The 13,167-nt window shown below is 30.1% G+C and carries 12 protein-coding genes and 1 tRNA gene; 2 read left to right on the forward strand and 11 right to left on the reverse strand.

Going from position 1 to position 13,167, the window contains the following annotated elements; genetic code table 11:
- Positions 1–101: 101 nt before the first annotated feature.
- The 7 genes from L8V79_RS03560 to L8V79_RS03590 all read right to left on the reverse strand — a co-directional run bounded on the left by L8V79_RS03560 (position 102) and on the right by L8V79_RS03590 (position 4,792).
- Entirely contained in the window at positions 102–764 is a 663-nt protein-coding gene (locus L8V79_RS03560; protein WP_263702506.1) for a sulfite exporter TauE/SafE family protein, read from the reverse strand.
- Positions 761–1,879, reverse strand: a complete 1,119-nt coding sequence (carA, locus tag L8V79_RS03565) for a glutamine-hydrolyzing carbamoyl-phosphate synthase small subunit (RefSeq protein WP_263702508.1) — start codon at positions 1,877–1,879, stop codon at positions 761–763. Before carA ends, L8V79_RS03560 begins: the two co-directional genes overlap by 4 nt.
- Entirely contained in the window at positions 1,876–2,427 is a 552-nt protein-coding gene (locus L8V79_RS03570; protein WP_039617626.1) for a DUF507 family protein, read from the reverse strand. The genes carA and L8V79_RS03570 overlap by 4 nt, the downstream gene beginning before the upstream one ends.
- Positions 2,428–2,488: 61 nt before the next feature.
- Positions 2,489–3,004, reverse strand: coding sequence for a MotE family protein (locus tag L8V79_RS03575; protein WP_412175176.1), 516 nt, complete (start codon positions 3,002–3,004; stop codon positions 2,489–2,491).
- Positions 3,004–3,423, reverse strand: coding sequence for a flagellar FliJ family protein (locus L8V79_RS03580; protein WP_263678553.1), 420 nt, complete (start codon positions 3,421–3,423; stop codon positions 3,004–3,006). Before L8V79_RS03580 ends, L8V79_RS03575 begins: the two co-directional genes overlap by 1 nt.
- Positions 3,420–4,670, reverse strand: coding sequence for an adenylosuccinate synthase (locus L8V79_RS03585; RefSeq protein WP_263702511.1), 1,251 nt, complete (start codon positions 4,668–4,670; stop codon positions 3,420–3,422). The genes L8V79_RS03580 and L8V79_RS03585 overlap by 4 nt, the downstream gene beginning before the upstream one ends.
- Positions 4,671–4,694: 24 nt before the next feature.
- Positions 4,695–4,792 (reverse strand) — tRNA-Sec (locus L8V79_RS03590).
- 158 nt (positions 4,793–4,950) lie between these two features.
- On the opposite strand from L8V79_RS03590, the gene yedE reads away from it, so the two are divergent.
- Both yedE and yedF (L8V79_RS03600) read left to right on the forward strand, forming a co-directional pair.
- A complete protein-coding gene (yedE, locus tag L8V79_RS03595) occupies positions 4,951–6,165 on the forward strand; it encodes a selenium metabolism membrane protein YedE/FdhT (RefSeq protein ID WP_263702513.1) in 1,215 nt (404 codons plus the stop codon).
- Complete coding sequence (gene yedF / locus L8V79_RS03600; protein ID WP_263702514.1) at positions 6,162–6,389, forward strand: sulfurtransferase-like selenium metabolism protein YedF; 228 nt, start codon at positions 6,162–6,164, stop codon at positions 6,387–6,389. Before yedE ends, yedF (L8V79_RS03600) begins: the two co-directional genes overlap by 4 nt.
- A gap of 17 nt (positions 6,390–6,406) precedes the next feature.
- Here yedF (L8V79_RS03600) and putP read toward each other — a convergent pair whose 3' ends face one another.
- The 4 genes from putP to yedF (L8V79_RS03620) all read right to left on the reverse strand — a co-directional run bounded on the left by putP (position 6,407) and on the right by yedF (L8V79_RS03620) (position 13,150).
- Positions 6,407–7,888, reverse strand: coding sequence for a sodium/proline symporter PutP (gene putP, locus L8V79_RS03605; RefSeq protein ID WP_263678549.1), 1,482 nt, complete (start codon positions 7,886–7,888; stop codon positions 6,407–6,409).
- Between the two features lie 17 nt (positions 7,889–7,905).
- A complete protein-coding gene (locus L8V79_RS03610; RefSeq protein WP_263702516.1) occupies positions 7,906–11,403 on the reverse strand; it encodes a bifunctional proline dehydrogenase/L-glutamate gamma-semialdehyde dehydrogenase in 3,498 nt (1,165 codons plus the stop codon).
- A gap of 140 nt (positions 11,404–11,543) precedes the next feature.
- Entirely contained in the window at positions 11,544–12,575 is a 1,032-nt protein-coding gene (selD, locus tag L8V79_RS03615) for a selenide, water dikinase SelD (protein WP_080956323.1), read from the reverse strand.
- The gene (gene yedF, locus L8V79_RS03620) at positions 12,572–13,150 is read right to left on the reverse strand and encodes a sulfurtransferase-like selenium metabolism protein YedF (RefSeq protein ID WP_263702519.1); all 579 of its coding nucleotides are present in this window, start codon (positions 13,148–13,150) and stop codon (positions 12,572–12,574) included. Before yedF (L8V79_RS03620) ends, selD begins: the two co-directional genes overlap by 4 nt.
- Positions 13,151–13,167: the final 17 nt, after the last annotated feature.

Below are 13,167 nucleotides of genomic sequence, written 5' to 3' on the forward strand. Positions count from 1 at the left end.
TGCAATATGCAATCGCTATATTATATGATAATTATCATCTTTTTTAGCTTAAAATCACAATGATTAATCATCTATTAAGAATTATAAGTAAATAATAAAATTTATCGAGTTAAAGAAAAACCTATATAAGAAAAATACAAGCCATAAAAAAATATTAAAATATAAGAAATCAAACTAGCTGTTTTTTGAAATTTTTCACTCAGTGTTTTAGAAAAATAAGCAAAAAATACCAAAGCAGGCAGTGTTGAAAGTCCAAAAACAAGCATAATTAACGCTGACAAGTATACATTTTGTACACTCATTCCAAAAGCTATATAAAAATACACCAAGCCACAAGGTACAAAACCATTTAAAAAGCCTAAAAAAATAGTACTTTTTAAAGACTTATTTTGAATTAATCTTGAAATGTTTTTTTTAATGACACAGTCAAAAATTAAAGAGCTTTCAAAAAAAGCTAATAATTTTCCTTTAAAAATTAAAGCAAAAGCTAAAACCACCATAAAAATCCCGATAATAAAAAGCATTATACCTTTTGCAAATTCGCTAAAAGAAAATAAATTTCCAAAAAATCCAAAAAATATGCCCAAACAGACATAGGCAAAAATTCTAGATAAATGATAAGAGAAAATCAAAAGAGAAAAAGGGGGTTTGAACTGCTTTGAAAGCTGAGTATAAGCTAAAATAAAACCTCCGCACATTCCATAACAATGTCCAAAGCTAGAAAGAAAAGCTATACTCGCTAAAGCAATAAAATCTAAATTCACAAAAGCTCTAAAAATTCTTTAAAGATGTATTTGCTCTCATGTGGTCCTGAGGAGCTTTCTGGGTGATGTTGCACTGAAATGATAGGATAATTTTTGTATTTTACACCCTCTACATTATCACCAAATAAATTTCTATGAGTAATTGTTGCAACCTCTGCTATTTCTTCAGGAACATTATAGTTGTGATTTTGCGCTGTAATTTCTACTGTATTATTTATAAGATTAATTACTGGATGATTTGCTCCATGTTGACCAAATTTCATCTTATAAGTTTCATAACCAAATGCATTACTTAAAAGCTGGTGCCCTAAACAAATACCTAGCATAGGAATTTTTGCTTCTGCTAATTTTTTAATCTCTGCAATTTCATCTTTTAAAATTTTTGGCTCACCTGGTCCATTGGATAAAAATACCCCATGAATTGCACCTTTTTGGTATAAATCAATCAAATCTTTTGCCTTGGTATTATAAGGAAAAACCTCTACTTCAAGTCCTACACTCACAAGTTCATTTAAAATATTTTCTTTTACACCATAATCAATCACAGCTACTTTTTTACCATTTGCTTTTACATTTTCATAAGTTTTGTTGCTATGATTCCAAGCACCTTTACTATGCTTATAAGAGCTTTTAGTGCTAACTTGTGCTACATAATTTACCTCATCGATTTTAGCACTAGAAAGAAGCATTTTCTTAAGCTCTTCTTTGTCTTTAATTTCAGTAGATATTATAGCTCTTAAATTTCCTTGATCTCTAATCATTTTAACCAAAAATCTAGTATCAATTTCGCAAAGTCCTATTTTGCCATGGTTTTTCAAATAAGCACTCAAAGAATCATTGGCTCTAAAATTAGAATAATCTTCATTTAATTCCCTTATGATCATACCGCTAGCAAAAACTTCTTTGCTTTCATTATCTTCATCATTAACGCCAACTATACCAATTTCTGGCATTGAAAAAACCACAAATTGACCCGCATATGAAGGATCAGAAATAATCTCTTGATAGCCCGTTAAAGAAGTATTAAAAACAAGCTCACCAAAAAAAGTTCCACTTTCTCCAAAAGCCTTTGCACTTAAAAAAACATCATTTTCTATATAAATATATGCTTTCATAAAAGTCCCTTTTTTCTAAGCTCTTCTTGGTAAAGCTTTTCAAACACCAATTCATATTCTTCAGAACCTGGGATAAGCTTTCTTTTATAATTTGAAATTTTTTCATAAACCAAATCTTCTAAATTTTCATACTCTTTTAAATAAGACATAATACTTGAGAAAATGAGATTTTTCACACGATTTTCTGATACATTATAATTTATCAAATCCTCTTCTACTAAATTTTCTAAAATTTTATGAGAAAGGTTATTGTATCTATCTTCACTATCAAGCATAAATTTAAACTCATTTGCTAATTTTTTCTTAATCATCCAAAACATACTTTTTCTATCTATTTGCATGAACTCGATTTCATCTTCCTGGCTTTCTAAAAGCTCTTTTGCTTTTTCATCAAGCTTACGCTCGTTTAAAACATCTATTTCTATAATCTCTTTTGCTATTTTTAAAAGTTTTTGACTATCATCTTTAATTTTAACAAAAGAAGAATGCATTAAATCAAGTATTATTTTATTTGCTATATAAGGTATGTGAGCTGGTTTGATACGCATTTATTCACCTTTTTATTTTTATTGAAATAATACTAAAAAAAAGGTAAAAACTGCTTAAAACTTACTGCGAACTTGCATTTTGATCTAAATTTTTCAAAAGTAGTGTTAAATCTGAAGCTTTCTTAGGTTCCATTTTTGCCATAATGGATGAAATTTTTCTAGGATCAAGCGAAAGTAGAATTTTTGAAGCTTCATCAGATTCCATTTCACTTAATATACCTGCAACAGCCACATCTTTCATTTTTGCATAGATTTCTGTAATACGCCCCATAGTTTTATCATTAATCGCTTGGAGATTTTCTCTAGTTGCTTTCAATATACGTTCATTTTGTTCTTTTAAGCTTTTGATTTGTTCTAAACTTGCATTAATATCAGCTTCTTTTTGTACCAAAGCTTGCATTTTTTCTTTTTGTAAAGCTTCAAAAGATGCCCTATATGCTTCTAAACTTTGTCTTGCCTCATCATATTCTCTAATTTGTTCTTGCATTTGTTCTTTTCTTGCTTCAAAATATTGCTCACAATTTTGTTGCGCATTTACAAAATTTAAAAAAATTAATAAAAATATTATTTTTTTCATTATTTATCCTTATTAAAATGCCTTGTTATAGCAAGTTCGTCTATAAATTTTTCTTCTTCTTTTTGTAAGGCTTTTTGAATCTTTTTTAATTCTTCATTTTCTAAAACTTTGATTTTTTCAAATTCCAAATGAGCTTTTTTATATAAATGCTGATGATGCGCTAATTCTTTTTTGGTTAAATCCAATTTTTGTTTAACCCTTTGCTTGCCTTCTCTTGCAATTTCTTGCAATTTTAAAGACGATCTTAACAAAGCTATTGAACCCTTATCGGCTAAAGTTAAGCTTTCGCAAGTTTTTGAAGCTTCTTTAAGCTCTTCTTCACACTGCAAAAGCTTTTGTCTTGTTTTGGTTAAATTTGCTTCTGCTTTATCAAGCTGTTGTTTTCTAAGCTTAATCACAGAAGAATATTTGCTTTTCATAAAATGATAGTATCTTCTCTTTCAGGGCTTGTAGAGATATAACCTACTTTAACACCACTTAATTCTTCTAAACGTTTAATGTATTTTTTAGCATTTTCAGGTAACAAATCATAATCCCTAATCCCTGCAACTTTATCCCAACCTTCCATTACTTCATAAATAGGTTTAGCATTTTCTAAATCACAAGGCACATAGTCTATTTCTTGCCCCTTATACTCATAAGCTTTACAAATTTTAACACTTTCAAAACCATCCAACACATCAAGCTTCATCAATGATAAAGTATCTAAGCCATTTAATCTTGCAGTATATCTTACCGCAACCGCATCAAACCAACCACATCTTCTTTTTCTACCTGTACTTACACCGATTTCTTTACCAATAAGTCCTATTTTTTCGCCATCTTCACCTAAATCTTCACTTGGAAAAGCTCCATTTCCCACTCTTGTTGTATAAGCTTTTACTATACCTATAACTTTTCCAATTTCTTTTGGATTTAATCCCAAACCACTTAAAGCCCCAGCTGAAATAGTCGTTGAACTAGTAACATAAGGATAAGTTCCATGATCAATATCAAGCATTGATCCTTGTGCACCTTCTAACAATACTTTTTTATCCTCATCCAAAGCTTTCCAAAGCATTCTCGTGGTATCTGTAATATATGGCGCTAGCACTTCTTTAAAGCGTTTTAAATCTTTTAAAATTTCATCATAACTAGGCATTGCAATACCTAAAACATCAAAATAAGTTTTTTTAAGTTCAAAATCTTTCATTAAATTTTCACAAAGTTTTTCAGGCTCTAGCAATTCCCCTACTCTATGTCCATTACGACTTATTTTATCTTCATAGCTTGGCCCTATGCCTTTGCCTGTTGTTCCTATAGCTTTATCGCCTTTAAGTCTTTCTCTTGCTTGATCAATCAAAGCATGGTGGTTTAAATTTAAATGAGCTCTATCACTTATAAATAATCTTCCTTCTAAATTTTCAAATTGAGCCATTTCGCTAATTAATACATCGGGATTAACTACAACTCCATTTCCTATAACATTAACACATTGCTTATTCAAAACACCTGATGGCATTAAATGTAAAGCATATCTTATACCATCAACCCATATAGTGTGACCTGCATTATGTCCGCCTGCACTCCTGCAAACATAATCATAATTTTCACATAGTTTATCAACTATCTTACCTTTACCCTCATCACCCCATTGGATACCAACGACAATATCTGCTTTACTCATGAAAACTCCATTTTGACTTAAATTTGGCGAGAAGGTGAGAGAATCGAACTCCCCAAAAAGTAGTCAACTACCCTTTCATCTGATTTGAAGTCAGTGGCCATCACCAGATAAGCTAACCTTCCAAAAAGATATTATATCTTAATATTTTTAATTAAAACAAAAACCAAATACGTAAAATTGAAACTATTTTTAATAATATTTTATTTTGTATAAATTTATTAGCTATAATACTAACTTTATTAGTGTCAAGTTTTGACAATCACAATTTTTGGATACGACAATGCATTCTTTCAAACAATCTTTTTTTATAAATTTTTGGGATAATTCCAAAGGCATGATTATACTTGGAATTTTAAGTGCTATTTATTTTGGAATTTTTGGTAGCGTTTGGGCAGTCACTGGCGAAATGACGCGCTGGGGCGGAGAGTTTTTAGAATTTTTTGGTATGGACTTAAGCTCTTATTCTTATTATCAAAAGCAAAATTTAAGTGGCAGTCCCTTAACAAGAATTGATGGTATTATGCTTATAGGTATGTTTATAGGGTGTTTAAGTGCTGCATTTTTAGCAAATAAATTCAAATGGCGCTTACCTGCTAGCAAAATTCGAATTTTTCAAGCTATTATAGGTGGAATTTTATCCGGTTTTGGTGCAAGACTTGCCTTTGGTTGCAATTTGGCAAATTTTTTTACAGGTTTACCTTATTTTTCTTTGCATACTTGGGTTTTTACCTTATTTATGATTTTAGGGATTTATTTAGCTGTTAAAGTTTGCAATCTAGCACCTTTTAAACCAAAAGCTAAATTACAACGTGTATGCAAAGAAAACCAATCATTAAAAACACAAAATAAAACTGCAAAGATATATTTTTATATAGGACTTGGTGTATTTATAATTTTTATAACTTATGTTATATTTATACTACAAAGACAACCTTTAAATATTAAAAATAAAGAAAGTATTCTTCCTTTAGCGTTAATATTTGGCTTTGTTTTTGGTTTTATCATATCTAGAGCTCAAATTTGCTTTACTTCTTGCTTTAGAGATTTATTTTTATTTGGTAGGGATAATGCCATAAAGGGTGCTTTAATAGGTATGATTATAGCTTGTTTAATAGCTTTTGCTTTTATCTTACAAGGGCACACTAGCAAAATAATAGAAATATCACCAAATATTGCTTTAGGTGCTTTTTTATTTGGCTTTGGGATAGTTTTTGCCGGAGGATGCGAGTGTGGCTGGATGTATCGAGCTTGTGAAGGACAAAGTCATTTTATTATAGTGGGTATTGCAAATATTATTGGCACTATGATATTAGCTTTAAGCTACGATCATTTTCCAAATTTCTTAACAGATGGAGTAAAGATTCATCTTTTAAATGAATTTGGTTATTTTAATGGTTTAGCAATCAATTTAATTTTATTTGTAATTTTATTTTTATTTATATTAAAGTTTAAAAAATCATTCTTTTTCAAACAAAATAAAAAAGGAAAAATATGATTATTCATTATAGTTTAAATTTAGAAGGTGAGGCTTGTCCATACCCTGCTATAGCTACTATTGATGCCTTAAAAGAACTAAAATCAGGTGAAGTTTTAGAAATTTTATGTGATTGCCCACAAAGCATTAATTCCATACCACAGGATGCTAAAAATCGTGGTTTTGAAATTCTAGAAATAAATCAAGATGGTCCAGCGCTTAGATTTTTAATTCAAAAGCCTTAAAGGCTTTTGAATATATATTAAAGATGTTTTAACATTGTTTCATAAGCTGCTTTAGTTCCTGGGCGAACTTTAGTTACCAAGCTCACTAAAACAATCACAATAGATGCAGCTAAAAATCCTGGAATGATTTCATAAATAGGAAAATTAAGCCACTCAGCCAAGAAATTTTTATATGCTACAACTACAACTGCGCCCGTAATCATACCTGCAATAGCAGCATATCTAGTCATTTTTGACCAAAATAATGAAAAGAGCATTACAGAACCAAAACTTGCTCCAAACCCTGCCCAAGCATAAGCTACTATGCTTAATACGCTTGAGTTTTTATCAGTAGAAATAACAAAAGCTATCACAGCCACTGCTAAAACACCAAATCTACCTAAAGTCATTACCATTTTATTAGACGCTTCTTTATTGAAAATTCTTTTATAAAAATCTTCTGCTATAGTCGAACTTGAAACAAGCAATTGTGAACTTGCTGTACTCATAATAGCTGCCAAAATAGCGCTTAATAAAATACCTGCTATCCAAGGATTAAAAAGTAATTGTGACATTACGATAAAAATCTTTTCAGGATCTTGTAAACTAAGTTCAAATTTACTCACATAAGCTATACCTAAAACACCTATCAAACAAGCACCAATTAAAGATATAACCATCCAAGAAATTCCTACAAAAGTAGCAGTTGGGATATCTTTAGTTGAGCGTATAGACATAAAACGCACCAAAATATGCGGCTGACCAAAATATCCAAGCCCCCAAGAAAGCGCTGAAACTATGCCTAAAAAGCTTAATCCTTCTCCCATAGAAAAAGTATTTGGCTTAATTTCTTTGACTATATTAACAGCTTCACTAAAGCCACCCAAATGATAAATCATCACTATAGGCACGATAATCAAGGCACTCATCATTAATAAACCCTGAATCAAATCCGTCCAACAAACTGCCTTATATCCACCCAAAAATGTATAAGCAACTATAATCACAGTTCCTGTAGTTAAAGCATAATCATATTGAATTCCAAAAGTTGCTTCAAAAAGTTTTGCTCCACCTACAAGTCCTGAAGAAACATAAAAAGTAAAGAAAATTAAAATAACAATAGCACAAACCACTCTTAATATATGCTTATCATCATCAAATCTTGTTTCAAAATAATCTGGAATGGTAATAGAATTTGCAATCACGCTAGTGTAAATTCTAAGTCTTTTTGCTATAAAAGCCCAGTTTAAAAACGCTCCTATACTAAGACCTATTGCAATATAACTTTCAGCTAAACCACTTACATATAAAGCTCCTGGCAAACCCATTAAAAGCCAACCGCTCATATCAGAAGCTCCAGCACTAAGTGCTGAAACCACAGGTCCCATAGAACGACCACCTAAAAAATAGTCCTCTGAATTTTTATTTTGTTTATAAAAATAAAATCCGATAAAAAGCATTAATGCTGAATATGCGACAAACATTATCGCAATTTGAGTATTAATTTGAACAACCTCCATTTTATCTCCTTTTTATATTATTTTAAAGCACGAATGCCTAGATTTCCATAACGATGGAAGGATATACTTAAAGCTTTTTCATTGTGATATAAAAGCAACTCAAAACGTCCATTCATTAAAGGCTTAGCATTAGCGATGATTTTTGCGCAACTTGCTGCCTTTATGAAAATTTCATCATTAACATCTAATGGAGCAAAATAACGAATTCTTTCATAATCAGCTATTTTGCTAATGAAATTTTCCTTACTTTCTTTAAGGAATAAAGTTTTTGAACTAATTTTTTGATTAATCTTTTGCACAAGATCTATTTTTTCATGCTCATCATAACTTAAAATAAGATCAATATTTAGCACACTAGCTGCTAAAATAACTCCTAAAATATCTTTTAAGCTATCATCTTTATGCACTCTATAAGCGATATTTTTAACCTTTGTATAAGAGAAAAGATTATCCTCACCTCTTATATTGACATAATCTTTCGCACTTGCAAATTCATGTTTTGCATGATAAGCATAGCTTCTTGCCATAGCTTTAATGACTTCAAAATCAGCTTTATCTTTTTCATTTAAATCCAAGCTTAAAGCGTTTAAATTTGATACTAATTCATTGTCTAAAACATTTTGATCAGCTTGACTTTGCTCTATATCTAAAAATTGGGTAATGTAATTATAAATTCCAACTTTTCTACCAAAACCAATGGCTGATTTTTTAATACCACCAAAAGGCTGTCTAAGAACTATAGCTCCTGTTGTTGGTTTATTAATATAAATATTTCCTGCCTCTATGTGAGTGTGAAAATATTCCCATTCTCTCTCATCTAAACTTTCAAATCCTGCTGTAAGTCCATAACCTGTAGAATTTACTATATCAATAGCTTCTTTTAAATCTTTTGCTTTCATTACAGTTAAAATTGGTGCAAAAAGCTCATTCATATGCGTAAAATCACCTTTTTTAGTACCATATTTAATCCCTGGAGTTAAAAGATAAGGATTATCATCTATAAATTTAGGTTTTAAAGCCCAACTTTCATACGGAGCTAATTCATCTAAAGCTTTTTGTAATTTCACATCTGGTTTATCTGCTAAAGCTCCAAGTTTATTTTTAAACACAAATGGATTTCCAACCGCCATAGAACTAGCAGCATCTACCAAAGTCTTTTTGAAATCTTCATCATTATAAACTTCTTCTTCTAAAACCAGTAAAGAAGTAGCAGAGCATTTTTGACCTGAATTTGAAAAAGCTGAATGAATGATATTTTTAATCGCACTATCACGATCAGCAAATTTAGAAACAATGGTTGCATTTTTACCGCCTGTTTCGGCACTTAAAAGCAATGTTGGATTAGCTTTGAGCATTGCATAAGCAGTTTCTTCTCCACCAGTTAATACTGAAAATTTCACACTTTGATCAACAAGTAAATATTTTGATATATCACTACCTTTAGCAGGTAAGAAAATCAAAGCATCCTTAGGAATTCCTGCATCCCAAAAGCATTTACAAAGCATATAACCTGTTAACATCGATAAAGATGATGGTTTATATATCACTTTATTTCCTGCGGCCAAAGGCGCTGCTATGGTTCCTACTGAAATACCTACTGGGAAATTCCATGGCGCAATCACCACACCTATGCCTTTTGCTTTAAAAGTCGTATTTGGATTTTGCTCTTTTAATTTTTCTAAAGAATGTGGGTAAAATTCTAAAAAGTCTATAGCCTCACTAACTTCAGGATCAATTTCTAAGAAAGTTTTTCCTACTTCTAAAGCTGCTATACCTATTAAATCTCCTCTACGCTCTCTAACAAGTTGAGCAGTTTTTGCTAAAATTTTATAAATTTCATCATGACTTAAATCACTAAAATTTGAGCTCTTAGCTACATCTAAAGCGTATTTGATCTCTGCTTGGCCTGCTAAGTGTGCTTTACCTATAGTGCGATTTTTGATTTTATCTTTAACTTCTACTACTTGTAAGTTTTCGTTTTTAATTTCTTCTTTTGCAACTGGATAGACATCATAATTTTCTAAATTTTCATACTTAGCTCTTATACCCTTAGCCCATTCTCTATTTGCTTTTAAGATAAAATCTGTGTCAGGTTCGTTTTTAAATTCTTTACTCTCATAAGAACTAATAGCCTTTGTTTCATTATTTCTATCTTGAGTTCTATGAGTAGAATTATCCAAACTAGCAACACCTTCTAAAGATTTTAGAAATAATTCTTTTTGTATTTGCCAATTTTTATCATTAATTTTAAGATTGAAAAAATATCTCATGAAATTATCTTCACTAGTATTTTCATCAAGTCTTCTTACTAAGTATGCAATAGCATTGTTAAAATGTGCTTCATCACAAACTGGTGCATAAAGTATAAGATCATGCATTTTAGAAAGCTCATAAGAGCATTGTAAACTCATACCCTCAAGCATTTCAAAAGTAAAAGATGATAAAGCTCCAGCTTGTGAAATTCTAGTATAAGCATAAGCAATTTCAAATAAATTATGACTTGCAATACCTATATTAATATATTTATGATTATCTCCCTCTAAGACAAAATCAAGCATTTTTTTATAGTTACTATCAGTGTCAATTTTTTTATAAAAAGTAGGTAGAGCCCAACCTCTTTGTGAAGCTATAGTTTCTTCACTTTCCATATTCGCTCCTTTAACAAAGCGAATTTTTATAGGCTTCATACCTTTTAAAACTCTTTCTTTAGAAAAGGCAAAAAGTTTTTTCAAATACTCATAAGAATCAGGCAAATAAGCTTGCAAAACAATACCTGCTTTAATATCGTATTTTGCAACACTTTCCATAAAAGCTTCAACGGTTAATTCTAAATCTCTAAATTCTTCCATGTCAAGATTGATAAATTTAGACACACCTTGCTTTTTTTCTTCCTCTAAAGCAAGAGCATATAATTTATCCAATCTTTTTACCACCTCATCTTTAGAGTATTCAAAATCAATGATATTGATTTGGGAAAAAATGGTAGTAATTTTAATAGAAATATAAGTAATATAGCTTGTTTTTAATGCTTCTTCGTATTTTTTCATCCTATAAGCACTCTCAGCTTCACCCAAAACCTCTTCACCAATTAAATTTACATTTAAAGTGATTTTATCTTCATCTTTTCTTTTACGCATATGAGGCTCTAAAACACTAGGATTTGCATCTAAAACCATAGCTTTAGTATCTTCTCTTAAATGTTTAATGAAAAATGGCACACTAAGAGTTGGTGCAAATTTTCCAAAATTTAAAAATGAAAAAAGTAAAAATTTTTCAAAAGCACTAAAAAAATCAGCTATACCATATTTATTTAAAGTATGTTCTATTAGCTCAAAACTAGCGCTTTTATCTTTACATCTAAAAGAGCGATCTAAAAGCTCAATTAACATTACTTTATTTTTAGGATTGTTTAAAAGTTTTTGCATTTTGGCATGAAATTCTTTTTCACTTTGAGAAATATTACTTTCTATCTTTCTTTGTAATTCTTCAGCTAGTTGCAAAGCTTTTTGTATCATTTTTTCCTCCACTTTAATAGTTAATATGTATTTATGATACAAAAAATGCAACGAAAATCAACATATATTTATTTGTAATTTATTTTTTTATGTAAAAAAGTAACAAATATAAACATATATTTTTAATTGTAAATAAAATATTAGCGCAATAATAAATAATTATGAGTATTTTTTACACATCTAGCGATAATCTTTGCTTCAATATTATATTCTTTAAGTATTTTTAAAGCTTCACTTGCTTCATTTTCACTCATACTAGCTAAAAGTCCACCTGAAGTTTGAGGATCAAAATACACTATATCCTCATCTTTTTCATTTAAATTTTCAACCCAAATTTTTAGGCTATCTTTATTTTTATAAGCTCCCGCAGGGATTATCCCCATATTAGCCATTGACAAAACTCCATCCATTAAAGGAATTTCATTTTTATATACTTCTATCATAATCTCTTTATTTAACATTTCTTTTAAATGTCCTAAAAGACCAAAACCTGTCACATCACTTAAAGCACTAAGACTTTTAAAGCTCTTTAAAATACGACTTGCATATAAATTTAAAAAACTCATTTGCTCCACTGCTTTTAAAATCTTTGCTTTTTCTAGCAAACCGGCCTTGATAGCAGTACTAATAATACCACTGCCTATAGGCTTAGTAAGTAAAATCACATCACCATCTTTGGCACTATTATTAGCTATAAATTTCTTAGGATGAACTACACCTGTTACACTAAGCCCAAAAATAAATTCATCATTTTCTATAGTATGCCCACCTACTAGAACAGCGCCAGCTTCTTCAACCTTAACTCTAGCACCTTCTAACACTTCAAGTAAAATTTCATTATTAAAATGACAAGTATCAAAACCTACAATATTTAAAGCATTAATCACCTCAGCACCCATAGCAAATACATCACTTAAAGCATTTGCAGCAGCTATAGCGCCAAAATGATACGCACTATCAACCACGGGTGTAATAAAATCAAGAGTTTGCACTAAAGCTAAATCTTCATTTAGCTTATAAACACTTGCATCTTCATTATTATTAATACCACTTAAAATGTTTTCATGCGGTTTTAAAATGCCAAGAATTTTGTCAAGACCCACCGAGTCTAATTTGGCAGCTCAACCCGCAGCTTTTACATATTGGGTTAGTTTTTGATCTTTATATATCATAAAGAGATAATCTTTGCCTTTCCAAAAAGTTCATTTAAAATTTCATAAGCATTACCTATTTTACCTATTTTAAGCTCTTTGCTTTTGCCAAAAAATTCCAAACATGCCCCACAACTATAAATTTCAACTCCTAAATTTTCAAGTTCTTTCATGGCTTCAAATGCCATGTGAGAGCAATCAGTATTCATCAAAACACTATCATTAACACAAAGGATTTTTGCAGGTTTATTAGGTAAATTTTTTAAAGTTTTTAAAAAACCTAGCATTAGATTTTTTCCAAGTTCTCCCTCACCTACCCTATCGCTTTTTAAAAATAACACATTGTATTCTTGTAAATTTTGTTCTTGATTATGAGCTATATTGCCATCTTTTACAATGCTAATAATACTCTCATCATCTAAATCTTTAACATTAAATTCCAAATTTAAAGATTTTAAAAATCTCATTACATTTTCTTTAGAAGCTTGAGAGTTTAAAAGAATTTCTAAATTTTCATTTTCTTTTAACTCTTCTAAAGCTTTTTTTGTTTCTATCACAGGACGTGGACAAGCTAAATCTCTACAATCAATTTTCATCTTTTACCTTTTTTATT

This window comes from Campylobacter sp. IFREMER_LSEM_CL2194, assembly GCF_025771685.1.
Lineage (GTDB): Bacteria > Campylobacterota > Campylobacteria > Campylobacterales > Campylobacteraceae > Campylobacter_D.